Genomic DNA, 17,110 nt, shown 5'->3' on the forward strand with positions numbered 1-17,110 from the left:
GCAGCTCAGCGCCACAGCCGATAGGCCCAGAAAGCTTCTTCCGCCTGGATGCGGCGGCGCAGGTCCTCGGGGCTGAAGCCGGTCAGGCGGCGCGTCTCGCGGCAGAGATGGCTCTGGTCGGCATAGTCGTTGTCGGCGGCGATGTCGGCCCAGTTCACGCCCGCGCCGGACTGAGCACCGGCTTCTGCGGCGGCCACCGCGTAGAAGGTGTTCTCGGCCCGCGACACGGCGCGCAGCTCGCGCATCGGCAGCCCGGCCCAGGCCTTGATGCGACGCTCCAGCTGGCGCAGGCTGCGGCCGGCCGCGCTGGTGGCCGCACGCACGGCCAGCGCCTCGGTCCAGGCCGCGTAGCGATGGCCGGGGTGCTGCGTGCCCAGGGCCTGCCAGCGCGGCAGCAGGAAGGCTTCGAGCAGTTGCAGCCGCCCGTCGTCATCGGCGGCGTTCGACATGGCCTCGCCCCAGGCCAGCCAGTCGGCGGGCAGCACGTCGCGCGCGTCGACGACCTGGTTGACGTAGCGGTCCAGCGCGACGCCGGTCAGCGCGATGAAGGCATCCGACAGCAGCAGCAGCTTGAAGGCGCTCATCTCGCCGGGGTTGCGCGTGTGCGTGGGCAGCGTGAACGGCCCGCCGAAAAGCAGGGGCGCATGGCGGCGCTCGGGCGGCGGTGTCGAGAAGCCGGGGGTGGCCAGCCACTCGCTGCTGCCTTCGGCCCACCAGAACAGGGTCACCAGCGGCGACGCGGGAAAGTAGTTCTCGCGCTGCACCGCATCGAGGGCGCGGCCACGGGTGTCACGCATCATGACGCCACGCACGCAGCCGGCCAGGGCCAGCGGCGGCAGCCAGAGGCGGGTCGCTGCGTCTTCCATGTCAGCGGCGCCCGGCCGTCCGAAGCCGCTGACGCGCCCCCTCGGGGGGCCGTGAGCAAAGCGAGCGTGGGGGCTTCATCCGGTCAGTGTCGCATTCGTTCAAGACCATCAGGATCGCCGCGGAGCAGCATGCAGGCCATGACAACACTGACCTGGAACGATCTCCCGAGCCACCCGACGCGCTGGTGGGGCTTCCCCGTGCTGATGGCCATGCGGCGCGACTATCTCGCCGTCATCTCCGCCCAGCGCTCCCTGGGCGACCTGGTGGCGCAGAGCATCCTCGGCGAGCGTGGAGTCGATGTCTTCGACCCCGAGCTGCTGCGCGCCATCATGGTGGACCATGCCGATGCGCTGGTGCGCTGGGCGCGCGGGCCCGAGGTCTTCGCCGAGTTGATGGGCCAGTCCGTCCTCGTCACCGAAGGCGCGACCTGGCAGCGTCAGCGCCGCATGCTGATGCAGGCCTTCACGCCGCGCCGCGTGGCCGGCTACGCGGCGCTGATGACCGAGGCCGCCGCGGCGGGCCTGGACGCGGTGCGCGAGGGCGAGGTCGCGATGGACGAACTCTTCAGCCACCTGACCATGGACGTCATCTCGCGCACCCTGTTCAGCACCCCCATAGGCCGGGACACGGCCGCCGCCGCGCAGGCCGTGCAGGTGCTCAGCGAGACGGCCCTGGCCGAGATGTTCTGGCCCTTCACCCTGCCCGACTGGCTGCCCCTGCCCGGCAAGGCCGCCAAGCGGCGCGCGTCCCGGCTGATCCACGGGCTGCTGGGCGAGCGCATCGCGGCACGGCGGGCGTCGGGCCCGGCTTCGAGTGAAGGGCGCAACGACCTGCTCGGCATGCTGATGGCCCTGCGCGACGAGAGCAGCGGCGAGGCTCTGTCCGAGCAGGAGGTGTACGACCAGTGCATGGTGAGCTTCCAGGCCGGCCACGAGACCAGCGCGACGGCCCTGCTGTGGTGGAGCTGGCTGCTGGCCGCCCATCCGGAAGTGCAGGCGCGGGTGCGCGAGGAGGTCGATGCGGTGCTGGCCGGCCGCATGCCCGCGGCCGAGGACGCGACCGCCCTGCCCCTGCTGTCCGCCACGCTGAAGGAGGCCATGCGCCTGTACCCACCGGTCGCGGCCGTCATGACGCGGCGGCTGACGCGCGACATCACCCTGGGCGACGTGCGCCTGCCCGCGCGCACCCTGGTGCGCGTGACGCCCTGGCTGCTGCACCGCGACCCGCGCTGGTGGCCCGACGAGCCGCTGGCCTTCAAGCCCGAGCGCTTCCTGCCTTCATCGGCAGGACAGGCGTCCCACGAGATCCCGCGCGGGGCCTACATCCCCTTCGGCCTGGGCCCGCGCGTCTGCCTGGGCCAGCATTTCGCGGTGCTGGAGATGACGCTGATCGCGGCCCTGCTGCTGCAGCGCTTCGAGCTCAGTCCCGCCGGCGACGCGCCCGTCCCCCGCATGGCGGTGACACTGCGACCCGCAACACCGCTGCGGCTGCTGCTGACTTCACGGAGACCTGCATGAACGGCTACCTCGTTGCGGCCGCAGCCGTCATCGCGTTGACCGGTTTGGCCCATTCGGTGGGCGGCGAATGGATGATCTTTCGCACGCTGCGCCGCCACGGCGTGGTGCCCAGCGGCGGCCAGCCGGTGTTGCGCGGCTTTCAGACGCGCATCCTGTGGGCCAACTGGCACCTGGTGACCGTGCTGGGCTGGGCGCTGGCGGCGCTGCTGCTGTGGCTTTCGCAACCCGGGCCGCGAGCGGCGTCGGGCGGTGCTCTCGAGCAAGGTGCGGCAGCGGCGCTGGCGGCGGGCGGCACGCTGGTGCTGTGGAGCAACCGCGGCCGTCACCCCGGCTGGGCGGCCTTGTGGACGGCCGCGCTGCTGGTGCTGGCGTCGTTGCGTTAGGGCGAAGGCAATTTCGCGCCGCAGTCCTGGCCGCGCGCTTGCGGCCATAGGCGGCGCGAGCTGATGCAGAGCTCGTGCCAGAAGGTCGCGGTGAACTCGGCATGGCGGCCGAACTGCGCCCGGCTGGCGGCCGCGTGATAGGGCTGGATCAGCACCGGCGGCGACAGTTCCACCAGCGCATCCTCGCCGTGCAGCTGTTCGGGAGGCAGGGATTCGCGCGCCGTCAGCAGCAGCTCGAAGCGCCGCGCCCGCAAGGCCCGCACGCTGTTGTCGAAGGAACTGGCCGCCGCGGCCGGCCAGCCGCGTGTGCGGGCCAGGGCCTCGGCGCTGGAACTGGCCACGACGCCGACCTGCCAGCCGGGCGCCAGTGTCTGGCCATCCCAGGCCCGCAGGGCCGGGCTGCCCGCCAGCGCGTAGAAGCCGACGTGGCCCAGCAGCGGCGCCACCGAGGCGTCCGGCTGGCCGGCGGCGTCCATGGGAAAACGCATGCGCTGCTGCAGCGCGGGCGTGGCGGCGAAGAACAGGCCGAACTCCAGCCGGTTGTTTTCCAGTTCGAGCCCGATGCGCCGGCCCGGCAGGCGCAGCAACTGCAGCGGACAGCCCAGGCGCTGGGCGACTTCGCGCACCGCCTGCACGGCCCAGCCGGGAGGCTCCGCGAACGCCGGGCCAGCACCGTTCAATGCGGGCGGGAAAGGCGTGTCGTTGAAGGCCACGCGCAAGGGCTGCGGGCATTCCTGCGCGCCCGCCACGCCGGCAACCGCCAGCAGCAGCGCAGCCAGGAACGGGCCTGCGCGCATGGTGGATTTCAGCGGTAGAAGGCCTCGACCTGGCCCTTGAGCTTGATGCACAGCGGCCGGCCCTTGCGGTCCAGCGTCTTGCCGGCAGGCACCTTGATCCAGCCCTCGCTGATGCAGTATTCCTCGACGTCCTGGCGTTCCTTGCCGTTGAAGCGGATGCCGATGTCATGCTCGAAGACGGCGGCGACGTAATGGGGGCTGCGCGGGTCGACGCTGAGGTGGTCGGGCAGTTCGGGGCGGGTGGCTTCGGACATGGATTTCTGGGTGCAAGAAGGCAAGGCCGGCATTGTCGCGCGCCAAGCTGGGGATACCGCCCGGCCCCTGGGCGGCCCAGCATCCGGCCATGACCGAGATCACCCAGCTGCTGACAGCCTTGGCCAGCGGCGACGCCGACGCCCGCGACCGCCTCTACACCCTGCTCTACCCGGAACTCAAGCGCCTGGCGCGCAGCCATCTCGCCGGCCATGCGCCGATGACGCTCGAGCCGGCAGCCCTGATCCACGAGGTCTGGCTGAAGAGCGCCGGTCGCGAGGCGGCCCTGCACCGCGCCCAGTTCTTCGCCCACGCCAGCAAGGTCATGCGCAGCGTCATCATCGACCACGTCCGCGAACGCCAGGCCGACAAGCGCGGCGGCGGCGCTCAGGTGACCTTGTCCACCACGGCGCTGGAGCAGCTCGCCCCGCCCGATGTGCTCAAGCTCGACGACGTCATGCAGATGCTGGAGCGCGCCGACGGCCGCGCCCACCAGGTGGTGGAGATGCGCTTCTTCGGCGGCCTGGAGCTGGAGGAGATCGCCGCGCTGCTGGAGGTGTCGGTGCCGACCATCAAGCGCGACTGGCGCAAGGCACGCGCCTTCTTGTTCGACGCTCTGCAAGCATGAACACGTCTGAACGGGCCGGCGCGCTGGCCGCCTTCGACGCCTGGCAGGACGCGAGCCCGCCGGATCGCGAGGCCTTGATGTCGGAGCTGCCGCCCGCACAGCGTGAAAGGCTCGAGGCTCTCATCAACGCCGACCGCGCGGCCGAGGCTGGCGGCTTTCTGGATCAGCCCGCCACCCTGCCCGGCAGCCCCGAACTGGCCGGCCAGGTGCTGGGCGCGTGGACCCTCGCGGCACCGCTGGGCAGCGGCGGCATGGGCGAGGTCTGGCGGGCACGGCGCAGCGACGGCGCCCACCAGGGCGAGGCCGCCATCAAGCTGCTGCACAGCCCCTGGCGCGGCGAAGCGAACCAGGCGCGTTTTCGCCGCGAAGGCGAGTTGCTGGCGCGGCTGACCCATCCGCACATCGCCCGCCTGCTGGACGTCGGCGAGGTGCTGCTCGGCGCGGCGCGCACGCGCTACCTGGTGCTGGAGCTGGTCGAAGGCGAGCGCATCGACCCCTGGTGCGATGCGCGCGGCCTCGGCGTCAGGGAGAGGCTGCAGCTCTTCCTGCAGGTCTGCGACGCGGTGGCCCATGCGCATTCGCGCCTCGTCGTGCACCGCGACCTCAAGCCCGGCAACATCCTCGTGACCGCCGAGGGCGACGTGAAGCTGCTGGACTTCGGCGTCGCCAAGCTGCTGGCCGACGACGCCGGGGCCGAGCTGACCGCCCAGCTGCCCGCCGGACTGACGCCGGAGTACGCCGCGCCCGAGCAGCTGAGCGGCGAACCCGTCAGCACGGCCACCGACGTCTTCGCCCTGGGCCGCCTGCTGTGCCTGCTGCTGACCGGCCAGCGCGAGCCCGGGCCCGCGCTGCGCGGCGACCTCGCCCTCATCGTCGGCCGCGCGCTGAAAGTGCGCCCGGACGAGCGCTATGCCGGTGCAGCGGCCCTGGCCGACGACGTGCGGCGCCACCTGGAGCACCGGCCCATCCTGGCGCGGCCCGACTCGCTGGCCTATCGTGCGTCCCGGTTCCTGCGGCGCTACCGGCTGCAGCTCGCGGCCCTCGGCCTCGTGCTGGCCAGCCTCGTCGCCGGCATGGCCGCCACCGCCTGGCAATGGCGCGAGGCCACGCGCGAGGCCGAGCGCACGCGCCGCGTGCAGAGCGTGCTGACCGAACTGCTCAGCGGCCTGAGCCCCGACACCTCGGGCAGCGCGACGGTGCCGATGATCGAACTCCTGCGGCGCAGCTGGGCCGAGGCCAAGCGGCGGCTGGGCGATGACCCCGCGCTGCTGGCGGAGGTGGCGCGGCCGCTGGGCCTGCTGCTGAACCAGTCGGGCGACATGGCGCTGGCGGCCGAAGCCCTGTCGCTCGCGCACGGCAGGCTGCAGGGCCGGGGCGACGCGGGCCGCGAGGTGGCTTTCGAGCTGGCCAACGCCCGCCGGCGCCTGGACCAGCCGGACGCCGCTCGCGAGTTGCTGACCGCGCTGGTGACTGCCGCACCCGACCCGCGCGATGCGGTGGCCCTGTCCGCCCGAGTCCACCTCGGGGAGATGGCCCGCGATGCCGGCCACCTCGAGGAAGCGCAAGTGATGCTGGAAGGCGCCGAACAGGGCGTGCGGGAGCGCTTCGGCAGCCGCCATGAGCGCTACCGCCGCGTGGCCGACGCGCTGGCGGACCTGGCCCGCACCCAGCAGCGCTGGCCCGACGCGCGGCGCTGGACGCAAGCCCTCATCGAAGCCAGCCAGGACGGCGGGCGCCTGATCCAGGCCCAGGCCCGCATGGCCGCGGCGACCTTGGAGCTGGAGCTGGGCCGCCATGCCACCGCCGTGGAACTGCTGCGGGCGAGCGTTCAGGAGCTGCAGCAGGTGCTGGGTCCGGACGATCTCAACACCGTCTACACGCGTGCCTGGCTGGCTTCCGCGCTGTTCCACCACGGCTTGCCGCGTGAAGCAGCGCTCGCCGGCGAGGCGGCCTGGGATGCGGCCCGCCGCGGCGGCGATGCGCAGGCGACGGCCCTCGTCGGGCTGGTGGCGGCGCGCCACCAGCTCCGCGGCGGCAATGCTGCCGGCGCCGAAGCCCGCCTGCGCCCGCTGCTGGCCGAGCTGCAGGCTGCCGGCGGACCGGCCGCCGACCGTGCGCTGGCCTTGCTGGGCGAAGCCCAGTTGCGGCAAGGCCGCATCACGCAAGCCGTCGAACTGCTGCGCGAGGCCCTGGCCTCGCAGCGCCGGAACCTGGACGCCAAGGACATCGAACGCTGCTGGACGCTGGCGCTGCTGGGCCTCGCGCAGCAGGCCGCCGGACACACGGAAGCGGCCCGCGCGGCCTACGACGAGGCCTTGGCAGTTGGCGAAGCGGGCCTGCCGCCTGCCCACCCCGACCGGGCGCGGCTGCGCGCCCTCGCCGCGCTGGGCCACGGGCGAGACGCCCCGGCCGCGCTCCAGGCCTATGCCGATGCACTCGCCCAGCGCGCCGACGCCAGCGCCGTGCGCGCGCGGCTGCAGGCGCTGCAATCCCCCGCATCCAGTCCGGCGCCGCCGGGCCTGGCCCTGCTGGATTTCTGAAGGAGGACGTGATGAAGCTCAACACCCTGATGGTCTGGACGGCGCTGCTGTGCGCCGCGGTGGCGGCCCAGGCCGCCGAGGTGGCGCCCGCCAAGAGCGCCACACCCGGCAAGGCCGCCAGTTCGCCGACCGTGGTCGGCGGCGCCAAGCCCGCGGGCGCGGCACCCACGGCGGGTGGCAGCGGTGGCGGTGCAGCCACCATAGGCAGCAACACGGGCACGCAGGTCAGTCCCAAGAAGCCCAAGTGCCCCGATCCGCTGAACACCGCCTGCCCGGCGGCGCAGGTGCCGGTAAACAAGTAGCCCATGCGACCTTTGCGGGCCGAGCGCCGGGCCGCTCCCTAGCCGGCCCGCCTTGGGCGATGGGCTTGCGGCTCCATGCCGCGAGCATCGCCGTCCCCTCGGGGGACCGGCCAGACTCGCTCGCGTGCAGCGATGCGAGGCTGGGCGAGGGGTTCATCCTTTCGTCACCACCAGGGTGACCTCGTACTTGCCGCCGTCGCCCGTGATGGTCAGCGTCTTGCTCTTGGGGCCGGCGGCCACGTCGAGCAGGTTGGCGCTGAGCGTGAACTCGTGGGTCGTGCCGACGCGGTCGTCGAAGTTGGGAAAGCCGGTGGGGATGCCGAGGGCGCCGTGGATGTCGGCCTTCAGCTTGGTGACGCGCTGGGCCCGCGTCATGCCGGCCGAGGCGGCCAGCGAGCTGACGACGGCCCCCTTGACCAGCTCGCGCGCCGTGCCCGGCTTGCCGTCGTCATGTTCCATCATGGACACGAGGATGACGGCATTGGCCGGGTTGGCGATGGCCTTGGCCTGGCCCGACGGGCCCCAGGCATTGCGGCGCCAGATGATGAAGGGCATGTCGCTCGGATTGACGCCGGGGATCAGCGGCTGGGTGCTGCGCATCTCGCCCTCGTCGACGTCGCTCCAGGGGCCGTAGAGGGTCACCTCGGCATTGGGCAACAGGGGGTTGCCCAGGTCGACGGCGGTGACGAGGACATAGGGCTCGTCCGAGCCGACCTCGTCGGTCTCGATCTTGCACTTGATGTTCTTCAGGGCGATGGTGACGGGCAATGCCATGGTGGTCTCCAGTGAAGTTGAAGCGCGGCGACATGCCGGCTCGACTTGAAGGACGCAAAGCGCACCCCGCCGTGGATCACCCAGGTGAAAACTACCGCGCACCGCTGCTGACACGCGCTGTCATGCCGCGCGCCGAGCATGGCGCCCAGTTCCCAAGGAGACCGCCATGCAACCCGACTGCCTCATCCTCTATGTGCACAGCCCCGCCGAGAGCGTGCTCTTCTATCGCTCGCTGCTGGGCCGAGAGCCGGTGGAGCAGAGCCCCAACTTCGCGATGTTCATGCTCAACGACAAGACCATGCTGGGCCTCTGGGCCGCTCACGACGTGCAGCCCGTCAGCGGCCAGCGCGGCGGCGGTGCCGAGATCGGCCTCACGGTGGCAACGGACAACGAGGTCCACGCCGCCGTCGCGGCCTGGAAGGCTTCGGGCTGGCCGGTGCTGCAGCCAGCCACGGCCCTGGACTTCGGCTTCACGGCCGTGACGGCCGATCCCGACGGCCACCGCGTGCGGGTGTTCCGGCCGACGCAGGGCTGAAGAGCCAGGGGTTTCCCGGTATGGCCTGCGGCACCCCGCCGCATTGGCCCGACACTGCGGCGTTCGTCGCCCAGGAGACCCCATGTTGAAGACCACTCGCCGCGCGGTGCTCGGCGCCATCAGCGCCGCCGCCCTCGTGCTGACCGCCGGCCCCGCGCTGGCCGCCCCCAAGGACGGCGCCGACCGCTGGCAGATCCCCGTCCACACCAAGAAGCTGGCCAACGGCCTGACCGTCATCATCTCGCCCGACGCGAGCAGCCCCACGGTGGGCATCAGCGTCGTCTACAAGGTGGGCATGCGGCTGGAGCCCAGGAACCGCACCGGCTTCGCCCACCTCTTCGAGCACCTGATGTTCCAGGGCACGCCCAAGGCGCCCAAGGGCGTGTTCGACCAGGTCATCACCTCGGGCGGCGGCAACAACAACGGCTCGACCCGCCCCGACTTCACCAACTACATCGAGACCGCGCCCTCCTCGGCGCTGGAGACCATGCTGTGGCTGGAGGCCGACCGCATGACGACGCTGGACTTCAACCCAGCGACGCTGAAGAACCAGCAGGACGTCGTGAAGGAGGAGATCCGCGTCAACGTGCAGAACCAGCCCTATGGCGGCTTCATGTGGCTGGACATCTCCGACCTCGCCTTCGACAAGTGGGAGAACAAGCACGACGGCTATGGCAGCTTCGTCGACCTGGAAAACGCCAACCTGGATGACGTGCGCGCCTTCCACCGCGACTTCTACGGTCCCAACAACGCGGTGCTGTCCATCGCCGGCGACGTGACGCCGGCCCAGGGCTTTGCGCTGGCCGAGAAATACTTCGGCAAGATCGCCGCCCGCGCCACGCCCAAGCCGACGGACTTCACCGAAGGCCTGAACACCAAGGAACGCCGCCTGACCCAGCCCGACAAGCTGGCCCAGGTGCCGGCCATCGCCTCGGCCTGGAAGCTGCCCGACCGGGCTAGCCGTGACCAGGCCCCGTTCGCCGTGCTCGGCCAGCTGCTGGCCGGCGGCGATGCGTCCCGCCTGTACCAGGGCCTGGTCAAGGGCCGCGAGCTGGCGCTGAACGTGAACTCCCTCTACGGCCTGACCGGCGTGTGGGAATACGACGGCCCCAGCCTCTTCACCGTCTTCGCCCTCTACAAGCCGACCACCAATGCCGACGCGCTGCTGGCCGGCATCGACGAGGAAGTGGCCCGCATCGTCAAGGACGGCGTCGACGCCGCGACGCTGAAGAACCTCAAGACCGCCCTGCTGGCCGATTGGTACAACGGCGTCGAGATGTACCTGTCGCGCGCCGACCGCCTGGCCAAGCTGCAGGCGCTGTGGGGCGATGCCCACGTCATCAACAAGGTGCCGGGCTGGATCGAGGGCGTGACGTCGGCCGACGTGCAACGCGTGGCCGCCACCTATCTGACCCCCGCCAACCGCTCGGTCATCGACCGCAAGCCCGCCGCCATGCTGGCCGCTCCCGCCGCCGCCAAGCCGGCGTCCCAACCCTGATGCCGAGGCTGACGACGATGAAGAAGACCTCCACTCCCGCCTTCCGCCTCGGCCTGATCGCGGCCGCTCTCGCCTTTGCCGGCGCGGCCCAGGCCGCCACCGTGCCCGTGCCCGCCGAGCTGCCGCCCTTCGCCAAGGACAAGCCTCTGGCCGTGCCCAAGATCACCCAGCAGACGCTGGCCAACGGCCTGCAGGTCTGGGTGGTGCCGCGCAACGGCATCCCGCGTGTCGACTATGTGCTGGCCGTGCGCGGCGCCGGCTTTGGTGCCGACGCCGCCGATGCGCCCGGCCGCGCCAAGCTGCTGGCCGGCCTGCTGTCCGAAGGGACGGCCAAGCGCAGCTCCAAGCAGATCGCCGAGGCCGCCCAGGCCATGGGCGGCTCGATCGGGGCCGGTGCCGGCAATGACGGCGTCAGCGTCTTCGCCAACGCCCTGGCCTCGCATGCCGGCGACATGGCCCAGCTGCTGGCCGAGGTGGCCCGCCAGCCCGCCTTCCCCGAGGGCGAGGTGCAGCTCGCCAAGACCAATGCACTGCAGGGGCTGAAGGCCAGCAGCACCCAGCCGGGCTTCCGCGCCGCCAAGGCCCTGGACGGCGCCGTCTATGGCGACCACGCCTACGGCCGCACCCAGGAGACCGAAGCTGCCATCAACGCGCTGACGGCCGAGGGCCTGCGCGCCGAGCACGCCAAGCGCTTCCGCCCCGACCGCGCCCTGCTCGTCATCACCGGCCGCATCGATGCCGCCGCCGCGTTGAAGCTCGCCAAGGACGCTTTCGGCGACTGGAAGGCCAGCGGCGACGCCGCGCCGGAACTCGCCGCGCCCGCCCCGGCCCGCCCCGTGCAGCGCCTGCTGCTGGAGCGCCCCGGCAGCGTGCAGGCCACGCTGCGCCTGGGCCGCCCCGGCATGGCCGCCAGCGGCGACGAGCAGGTCGCCCTGCGCCTGACCAGCACCATCCTCGGTACCGGCTTCTCCAGCCGCATCAACCAGAACCTGCGCGAGGAGAAGGGCTACACCTACGGCGCGCGCGCCGGCGGCCAGTCCTGGCGCGTGGGCGGCGCCATCACCGGCGGCGCCGATGTGCGCAACGAGGTGACGGCGGCTTCGATGACGGAGTACATCAACGAGTACCGCCGCATCGGCGCCGAGCCCGTGCCCGAGGCCGAGATGGCCATGAACAAGCGCTTCATGGCCGGCAGCTACCTCGTCAGCACACAGCTGCAGGGCGCCCTGGGCCGCCAGCTCGCCAACAACTGGCTGGTGGGCCTGCCGGCCGACTTCCTCGGCAAGTTCGTGCCCGCCATCCAGAAGGTCACGGCGGCCGAGGTGCAGGCCATGGGCAAGAAGTACTTCAACCCGGACGAGCAGAGCTGGGTGGTCGTCGGCGATTCGAGCAAGATCGCCGAGCAGCTGAAGGCGTTTGGGGAGTTCAAGGCCTACACACCTTGACGCGCCCTGCAAGCCTCAGCGTGTACGCTGGGGCTTGCTCTTGCCGCGCAACTGGGCGCCGGCCCGCGCATTGCCGCGCGTGGCCGGCTTGTCCGCTGCAGGCTTGGCCGGCTTCACCAGACCCGTCGTCTCCGACACCGCCACCGTCTGGAACTCGTCCGCGTAGTGCTTGCGCATGCGCACGATCTCGCGGCGGTACCTGGCCGCGAGCTGCTTCTTCTTGGCATCGGACAGCAGCCGGCCGGCGACGTGGAAGAACTTGGACTCCTCTTCCTTCAGGTGATGGCGCACCTTGAAGCTGAGGGTCTTGGCGGTCGCGATCCAGCCGTCCTGCTGCTTGTTTCGCACCGACAGATCCTCGAGCAGCTCGTCGACCTGGTGGTGCTCGTGCAGCGCATGGCGCGACGAATCGAGGCCGCCGTCTTCCATCAGCAGCGGCACATACAGGAAGCGCTCCTCGGCCGCGGCATGGGCCATCAGCTCGACCTTGAGTTGCAGGAAGAGCAGTTGGCGCGCGGCCATGTCGCCGCGTGAGGCCGTGAGCTTGCGGCAGAGGTCGCGTTGCAGGTCGTGGCTTTCGCGGATGGCTTCGAAGATCATGCGGTGGTCTCCAGAGGCTGGATGCAGACGCCGCCATGTTGCTGGCTGGCCGGGCTCGCGTCTGTCAGACTGAGCCGCGCGCCAGCCCGGGCTCAGTCCGGCTTTGCGCCCCAGCGGGGCGACTTGAACACCGCGGCCGCCAACAGCCCAAGAACCAGCACGCCCAAGAGCAGCAGCGCCCCTCCCGCCGACAAGGCTTCGAGGGCCTGTTCGACGAACGGGATGGCGTAGGGCTGATCCAGCTTGCCTCCCTCACATGCACCCACCCACGGCCGGTATGAGGCCATGAAGCCCTCGCAAATGCCCACGCCGGCAAGCAGCCAGGCGATGGCGGCCAGCGCCGCCAGGCCGCAGATGACCGCGACTGCAATCGCCCTGTGAAGCGGTGAACGATCGCCGAGCGCCTTCATCCATCAACCTGCCGAAAACCGCCGCGCCGGGTCATAGGGAAACACATCATGCACATGCCCCGCCAGGATGCGCTCCTTGTGCCCCTGCCAGAAGCTGGCGTCCAGCAGATCGGCGTGATGGCGCATGAAGGCCTCGCGCACCTTGGGGTTGCCGAGCAGGAAGGGCGCGAAGGTCTCGGGGAAGACGTCGCGCGGCGCGACGCGGTACCAGACCTCGCCTGACATCTCCTCCTCCTCGTTGCGCGGCGCCGGCACGCGGCGGAAGTTGCAGTCGCTCAGGTACTCGATCTCGTCGTAGTCGTAGAACACCACCTTGCCATGGCGGGTCACGCCGAAGTTCTTCCAAAGCATGTCGCCCGGGAAGATGTTGGCGGCCACCAGGTCCTTGATGGCATTGCCGTACTCGACGACGACGCGCTCGACCTGCTCGGGCGTCGCGTCCTGCAGATAGATGTTGAGGGGCACCATGCGCCGCTCGATATAGACATGCTTGAGCACGAGGTCGTCGCCGCTCTCCTCCAGCAGGCTGGGGCAGAAATGCCTGAGCTCGGCGATGAGCTCTTCCTCGAAGCGGTGGCGCGGGAAGGCCACGCGCGTGTACTCCAGCGTATCCGCCATGCGGCCGACGCGGTCGTGGCTCTTCACGAGCAGGTATTTGCTCTGGATGAGTTCGCGCGTCGTGTCTTTCTGCGGCGGGTAGAAGTCCTTGATGACCTTGAAGACGAAGGGCCAGCTCGGCAGGTCGAAGACCAGCATGACCATGCCCTTGATGCCGGGGGCGATGCGGAAGCGGTCCGAGGAATGGCGCAGGTGATAGAGGAAGTCGCGGTAGAAGAGGTTCTTGCCCTGCTTCTGCAGGCCCAGGGCCGAATAGATCTCGGAGCGCGGCTTGCGCGGCATCAGCGAGCGCAGGAAGGCGACGAAGGCGCTGGGCACCTCCATGTCGACGAGGAAGTAGGCGCGGGCAAAGCTGAACAGGGCGAGCAGGTCGTCTTCGCCGAACAGGGCCGCATCGATGAAGAAGCGGCCATCGCCTTCACGGCGCAGGATGGGCAGGGCGAAGGGCGTCTCGGTGAAGCCGTTGATGATCTTGCCGACGACGTAGGCGCCCTTGTTGCGGTAGAACAGGCTGGACAGCACCTGCAGCTGGAAATTGGCGCGGCGGCGGAAGTCGCCCAGGCGCTGCAGCACGGCGTCCAGCACGCGGCCGACGTCGCGCTGCAGGTCGGCGAACTCGCCGTTCAGCTGGAAGTTGGTGATGACGCGCTGCAGGGTCTCGTGCAGCTTGTCAGGCGCCGGGTAGTAGGCGCGGTAGGTCGGCAGCGCGGCCGGCTCGTCGTTCTCGATGTACTCGGTCGAGACGGCCGGGCGCATGAAGATGAAGTCGTTGTGGAAATAGGCGTGGTGCAGGATGCGCGTGCACACCGAGTTGAAGAAGGTCTCGGCCAGCTCGGGCTGATGGTGGTTGATCAGCAGGCCGATGTAGTGCAGCTTGACCTGCTGCCAGACTTCCATGGGCAGGGTGGACGCCGCGAAACGCGCCTCGAGCAACTCGCTCGCCTCGGCCACGCGGGTGTCGTAGAACTCGATGCGCAGGGCCTGGGCGCGCTGCTGGCCGGCCCAGTCGCCGCGCTCGAAGCGCGCCTTGGCCTCGGCGGAAGTGGCGCGAAAGAGCTTGTAGTGGCGGTCGAACCCGCCCAGCAGGGTCTGGGCGATGCCGAAAGCACGAGAGTCAGTCAGCTGAGTCGGGAACATGCCCCGACTCTAGTCAGCCCACTGTGGCGTAGCGTGCCTTGACGTTGGCCAGCGCGCGGCGGTAGGCCGGGTCCACGTCGGCGGCGGCGCCGGCCGTCAGCGCCAGGTCTTCCAGCAGGCCGTTGTGCAGGCCATAGACCCAACCGTGCACGACGACCTCCTGGCCGCGTTCCCAGGCGTCCTGCACGACGGTGGTGTGGCAGGCGTTGCGCGCCTGCTCCAGCACGTTGAGCTCGCACAGCGCATCGACGCGCTGCGGCTCCGGCACGCCGTTCAGCCACTCGCTGTGCATATGGCGCACGTCCTGCACATGGCGGATCCAGTTCTCCACCAGGCCCACGCGCATGTCGTACAGCGCCGCGCGCACGCCGCCGCAGTTGCTGTGGCCGACGATGATGATGTGGCGCACCTTCAGGTGGTCGACGGCGAACTGCATGACGGACAGGCAGTTCAGGTCGGAGTGCACGACGACGTTGGCGACGTTGCGGTGCACGAAAAGCTCGCCCGGCAGCAGGTCGACCAGCTCGTTGGCCGGCACGCGGCTGTCGGCGCAGCCAATCCACAGGTATTGCGGCGTCTGCTGCTTCAGCAGGCGCGAGAAGAAGCCCGGCTCGCGCGCTTCGGTTTCTGCGGCCCAGCGCTTGTTGTTGTTGAGCAGGTCCTGCAGTTCGTGGTTGTTGTCGTTCATCGTCGTCATGGGTTCATTGTCGCGGGCGCGGCCCAGGAACGGAGCAGTTCCAGCGACACACCCATGCCGCCGCAGACCTCGACGAGAACCCGCTTGAAACCGCCGGCATGGCGATCCACGGCCGCCAATGCGGCCCCGCAGGCGGGCTCGACGAGCACGCGGTGGGCATCGGCGAAGCGCAGGCAGGCCAGCGTGGCTTCGGCATCGCTGACCTGCACGGCCAGCGTCGGATGCGAGCGGGCCAACTCGAAGGCCCGGGCCGCCACGCGGCGCGAACCCAGCGAGGTGGCGATGGAGGTGATGGCGGCCAGGCTGACCAGCTCGCCGGCGTCCAGGCTGGCCTTCAGGCTGGCGGCGCCCTGCGTCTCGACGGCGATGACCGGCACCTCGTTGAGCCCATGGCGGCGCAGGCCTTCGACGATGCCGCAGAACAGCCCGCCGCCGCCGACGGCCGTGATGACGGCGTCGAACTGCAGGCCCGCGTCGACGACTTCATCGATCAGCGTCGAATGGCCGGCCCACAGCAGCGGATGGTCGAAGGGATGCACATAGGCCGCGCCGCGCTCGGCGGCGAGCTTCAGCGCGAATTCATGCGCCTCGTCCCAGACCGCGCCATGGCGCAGCACCTCGGCGCCGCGTTCGGCCAGGCGCTCGGCCACGGCCGCGCTGCTGGTGCTGGGCAGCACGACAGTGACCGGCAGGCCGAGGGACACGGCCGCATGCGTGGCCGCGAAGCCGGCGTTGCCGCCCGAGGCGCAGACGATGGCCTGGGCGCCGTCCACCGCCGATTGCCGCACCAGCCGCCCCACGCCGCGCAGCTTGAAGCTGCCGCTGGGCTGCAGCGCATCCATCTTCAGCCAGACCTCGGGGTGGTCGAACAACCCCGGCGCCGCACGCAGCAGCGGCGCGTTGACGTGCAGGGCCGTCACTTCACATGGTCTCCGCGAACAGCTCCCGGCCGATCAGCATGCGGCGGATCTCGGAGGTGCCCGCGCCGATTTCGTAGAGCTTCGCGTCACGCCACAGGCGGCCCAGCGGGTACTCGTTGATATAGCCGTTGCCGCCGAAGATCTGGATGCCCTCGCCGGCCATCCAGGTGGCCTTCTCGGCCGTCCACAGGATGACGGAGGCGCAGTCCTTGCGCACCTGGCGCACATGCTCGGCGCCCAGCATGTCGAGGTTCTTGGCCACCGTGTAGGCGAAGCTGCGTGCAGCCTGCAGCACGGTGTACATGTCCGCCACCTTGCCCTGGATGAGCTGGAACTCGCCGATGCTCTGGCCGAACTGCTTGCGGTCGTGGATGTAGGGGACGATGTTGTCCATCACGCTCTGCATGATGCCCAGCGGACCGCCGGTCAGCACGGCGCGCTCGTAGTCCAGGCCCGACATCAGCACCCTGGCGCCGCCGTTCAGCGCGCCCAGCACGTTCTCGGCCGGCACCTCGACGTCCTGGAACACCAGCTCGCCGGTGTGCGAGCCGCGCATGCCGAGCTTGTCGAGCTTCTGCGCGATGCTGAAGCCCTTCATGCCCTTCTCGATGAGGAAGGCCGTGACGCCGCGCGCGCCCAGCTCGGGCTCGGTCTTGGCATAGACCACGAGGGTGTCGGCATCGGGGCCGTTGGTGATCCACATCTTGCTGCCGTTCAGCAGGTAGTAGCCGCCCTTGTCCTGAGCCTTGAGCTTCATGCTGATGACGTCGGAGCCGGCGCCCGGCTCGCTCATGGCCAGGGCGCCGACATGCTCGCCGCTGATGAGCTTGGGCAGGTATTTCTTGCGCTGGGCGTCGTTGCCGTTGCGCTTGATCTGGTTCACGCAAAGGTTGCTGTGCGCGCCGTAGGAGAGGCCCACCGAGGCGCTGCCGCGGCTGATCTCCTCCATGGCCACCATATGGGCCAGATAGCCCATGTTGGCGCCGCCGTACTCCTCGGGCACGGTGATGCCGAGCACGCCCAGCTCGCCCATCTTGCGCCACAGGTCCATGGGAAAGCAGTCGCTGCGGTCGATCTCGGCCGCGCGGGGCGCGATCTCTTCGTCGGCAAAGGCGCGTACCGCGTCGCGCAGCGCGTCGATGTCTTCGCCGAGTTGGAAATTGAGGCCGGGCAGATTCATGGGGAGTCTC

At 70.2% G+C, this 17,110-nt stretch carries 18 protein-coding genes; 8 read left to right on the plus strand and 10 right to left on the minus strand.

The window, feature by feature from the left end; genetic code table 11:
- Positions 1 to 5 precede the first annotated feature (5 nt).
- Positions 6 to 866, minus strand: a complete 861-nt coding sequence (locus AC07OY_RS24235) for an AraC family transcriptional regulator (RefSeq protein WP_495045145.1) — start codon at positions 864 to 866, stop codon at positions 6 to 8.
- A 138-nt stretch (positions 867 to 1,004) separates the two neighbouring features.
- On the opposite strand from AC07OY_RS24235, the gene AC07OY_RS24240 reads away from it, so the two are divergent.
- Both AC07OY_RS24240 and AC07OY_RS24245 read left to right on the plus strand, forming a co-directional pair.
- On the plus strand, positions 1,005 to 2,384 hold the full coding sequence (locus AC07OY_RS24240) for a cytochrome P450 (RefSeq protein WP_495045146.1): 1,380 nt from the start codon (positions 1,005 to 1,007) through the stop codon (positions 2,382 to 2,384).
- Entirely contained in the window at positions 2,381 to 2,767 is a 387-nt protein-coding gene (locus AC07OY_RS24245; protein ID WP_495045147.1) for a hypothetical protein, read from the plus strand. Before AC07OY_RS24240 ends, AC07OY_RS24245 begins: the two co-directional genes overlap by 4 nt.
- Here the strand turns inward: AC07OY_RS24245 and AC07OY_RS24250 are convergent.
- Positions 2,764 to 3,564 (minus strand): hypothetical protein, encoded by an 801-nt coding sequence (locus AC07OY_RS24250; RefSeq protein WP_495045148.1) that lies wholly within the window; start codon positions 3,562 to 3,564, stop codon positions 2,764 to 2,766. The two genes, AC07OY_RS24245 and AC07OY_RS24250, sit on opposite strands and share 4 nt — an antisense overlap.
- A gap of 8 nt (positions 3,565 to 3,572) precedes the next feature.
- Complete coding sequence (locus tag AC07OY_RS24255; protein WP_495045149.1) at positions 3,573 to 3,818, minus strand: DUF3297 family protein; 246 nt, start codon at positions 3,816 to 3,818, stop codon at positions 3,573 to 3,575.
- 89 nt (positions 3,819 to 3,907) lie between these two features.
- Here AC07OY_RS24255 and AC07OY_RS24260 point away from each other — a divergent pair, with 89 nt between their 5' ends.
- The 3 genes from AC07OY_RS24260 to AC07OY_RS24270 are packed head-to-tail and all read left to right on the plus strand — an operon-like array spanning position 3,908 to position 7,286.
- Entirely contained in the window at positions 3,908 to 4,444 is a 537-nt protein-coding gene (locus AC07OY_RS24260) for an ECF-type sigma factor (protein WP_495045150.1), read from the plus strand.
- Positions 4,441 to 6,984, plus strand: a complete 2,544-nt coding sequence (locus AC07OY_RS24265; protein WP_495045151.1) for a protein kinase domain-containing protein — start codon at positions 4,441 to 4,443, stop codon at positions 6,982 to 6,984. Before AC07OY_RS24260 ends, AC07OY_RS24265 begins: the two co-directional genes overlap by 4 nt.
- An 11-nt stretch (positions 6,985 to 6,995) precedes the next feature.
- Positions 6,996 to 7,286, plus strand: coding sequence for a hypothetical protein (locus AC07OY_RS24270; protein ID WP_495045152.1), 291 nt, complete (start codon positions 6,996 to 6,998; stop codon positions 7,284 to 7,286).
- A 153-nt stretch (positions 7,287 to 7,439) separates the two neighbouring features.
- Here the strand turns inward: AC07OY_RS24270 and AC07OY_RS24275 are convergent, their stop codons facing one another.
- Positions 7,440 to 8,060, minus strand: coding sequence for a hypothetical protein (locus AC07OY_RS24275; protein ID WP_495045153.1), 621 nt, complete (start codon positions 8,058 to 8,060; stop codon positions 7,440 to 7,442).
- A gap of 166 nt (positions 8,061 to 8,226) precedes the next feature.
- On the opposite strand from AC07OY_RS24275, the gene AC07OY_RS24280 reads away from it, so the two are divergent.
- The 3 genes from AC07OY_RS24280 (at position 8,227) to AC07OY_RS24290 (ending at position 11,538) form a co-directional block, all read left to right on the plus strand.
- On the plus strand, positions 8,227 to 8,595 hold the full coding sequence (locus AC07OY_RS24280) for a VOC family protein (protein WP_495045154.1): 369 nt from the start codon (positions 8,227 to 8,229) through the stop codon (positions 8,593 to 8,595).
- A gap of 82 nt (positions 8,596 to 8,677) precedes the next feature.
- On the plus strand, positions 8,678 to 10,093 hold the full coding sequence (locus AC07OY_RS24285) for a M16 family metallopeptidase (RefSeq protein ID WP_495045155.1): 1,416 nt from the start codon (positions 8,678 to 8,680) through the stop codon (positions 10,091 to 10,093).
- 17 nt (positions 10,094 to 10,110) lie between these two features.
- Positions 10,111 to 11,538, plus strand: a complete 1,428-nt coding sequence (locus AC07OY_RS24290; RefSeq protein ID WP_495045156.1) for a M16 family metallopeptidase — start codon at positions 10,111 to 10,113, stop codon at positions 11,536 to 11,538.
- A 15-nt stretch (positions 11,539 to 11,553) separates the two neighbouring features.
- Here AC07OY_RS24290 and AC07OY_RS24295 read toward each other — a convergent pair whose 3' ends face one another.
- The 6 genes from AC07OY_RS24295 to AC07OY_RS24320 form a co-directional block, all read right to left on the minus strand.
- Positions 11,554 to 12,138 (minus strand): hemerythrin domain-containing protein, encoded by a 585-nt coding sequence (locus AC07OY_RS24295; RefSeq protein WP_495045157.1) that lies wholly within the window; start codon positions 12,136 to 12,138, stop codon positions 11,554 to 11,556.
- 92 nt (positions 12,139 to 12,230) lie between these two features.
- Positions 12,231 to 12,548 (minus strand): hypothetical protein, encoded by a 318-nt coding sequence (locus AC07OY_RS24300; RefSeq protein WP_495045158.1) that lies wholly within the window; start codon positions 12,546 to 12,548, stop codon positions 12,231 to 12,233.
- Positions 12,549 to 12,551: 3 nt separating this feature from the next.
- The gene (gene aceK, locus AC07OY_RS24305; protein WP_495045159.1) at positions 12,552 to 14,303 is read right to left on the minus strand and encodes a bifunctional isocitrate dehydrogenase kinase/phosphatase; all 1,752 of its coding nucleotides are present in this window, start codon (positions 14,301 to 14,303) and stop codon (positions 12,552 to 12,554) included.
- Positions 14,304 to 14,316: 13 nt separating this feature from the next.
- On the minus strand, positions 14,317 to 15,000 hold the full coding sequence (gene can, locus AC07OY_RS24310) for a carbonate dehydratase (RefSeq protein ID WP_495045160.1): 684 nt from the start codon (positions 14,998 to 15,000) through the stop codon (positions 14,317 to 14,319).
- A complete protein-coding gene (locus AC07OY_RS24315) occupies positions 14,997 to 15,920 on the minus strand; it encodes a pyridoxal-phosphate dependent enzyme (protein ID WP_495045161.1) in 924 nt (307 codons plus the stop codon). Before AC07OY_RS24315 ends, can begins: the two co-directional genes overlap by 4 nt.
- A gap of 1 nt (position 15,921) precedes the next feature.
- A complete protein-coding gene (locus AC07OY_RS24320) occupies positions 15,922 to 17,100 on the minus strand; it encodes an isovaleryl-CoA dehydrogenase (RefSeq protein ID WP_495045162.1) in 1,179 nt (392 codons plus the stop codon).
- Positions 17,101 to 17,110 lie beyond the last annotated feature (10 nt).

This window comes from Roseateles sp. GW821-FHT09H10, from assembly GCF_059415865.1.

Coding starts and splice junctions, on each gene's coding strand:
- AC07OY_RS24260 (WP_495045150.1), top strand. CDS start 3,908: ATGACCGAGATCACCCAGCTGCTGACAGCCTTGGCCAGCGGCGACGCC.
- AC07OY_RS24275 (WP_495045153.1), bottom strand. CDS start 8,060: ATGGCATTGCCCGTCACCATCGCCCTGAAGAACATCAAGTGCAAGATC.
- AC07OY_RS24235 (WP_495045145.1), bottom strand. CDS start 866: ATGGAAGACGCAGCGACCCGCCTCTGGCTGCCGCCGCTGGCCCTGGCC.
- AC07OY_RS24285 (WP_495045155.1), top strand. CDS start 8,678: ATGTTGAAGACCACTCGCCGCGCGGTGCTCGGCGCCATCAGCGCCGCC.
- AC07OY_RS24300 (WP_495045158.1), bottom strand. CDS start 12,548: ATGAAGGCGCTCGGCGATCGTTCACCGCTTCACAGGGCGATTGCAGTC.
- AC07OY_RS24250 (WP_495045148.1), bottom strand. CDS start 3,564: ATGCGCGCAGGCCCGTTCCTGGCTGCGCTGCTGCTGGCGGTTGCCGGC.
- AC07OY_RS24290 (WP_495045156.1), top strand. CDS start 10,111: ATGAAGAAGACCTCCACTCCCGCCTTCCGCCTCGGCCTGATCGCGGCC.
- AC07OY_RS24270 (WP_495045152.1), top strand. CDS start 6,996: ATGAAGCTCAACACCCTGATGGTCTGGACGGCGCTGCTGTGCGCCGCG.
- aceK (WP_495045159.1), bottom strand. CDS start 14,303: ATGTTCCCGACTCAGCTGACTGACTCTCGTGCTTTCGGCATCGCCCAG.
- AC07OY_RS24245 (WP_495045147.1), top strand. CDS start 2,381: ATGAACGGCTACCTCGTTGCGGCCGCAGCCGTCATCGCGTTGACCGGT.
- AC07OY_RS24295 (WP_495045157.1), bottom strand. CDS start 12,138: ATGATCTTCGAAGCCATCCGCGAAAGCCACGACCTGCAACGCGACCTC.
- AC07OY_RS24280 (WP_495045154.1), top strand. CDS start 8,227: ATGCAACCCGACTGCCTCATCCTCTATGTGCACAGCCCCGCCGAGAGC.
- AC07OY_RS24255 (WP_495045149.1), bottom strand. CDS start 3,818: ATGTCCGAAGCCACCCGCCCCGAACTGCCCGACCACCTCAGCGTCGAC.
- can (WP_495045160.1), bottom strand. CDS start 15,000: ATGACGACGATGAACGACAACAACCACGAACTGCAGGACCTGCTCAAC.
- AC07OY_RS24265 (WP_495045151.1), top strand. CDS start 4,441: ATGAACACGTCTGAACGGGCCGGCGCGCTGGCCGCCTTCGACGCCTGG.
- AC07OY_RS24240 (WP_495045146.1), top strand. CDS start 1,005: ATGACAACACTGACCTGGAACGATCTCCCGAGCCACCCGACGCGCTGG.
- AC07OY_RS24320 (WP_495045162.1), bottom strand. CDS start 17,100: ATGAATCTGCCCGGCCTCAATTTCCAACTCGGCGAAGACATCGACGCG.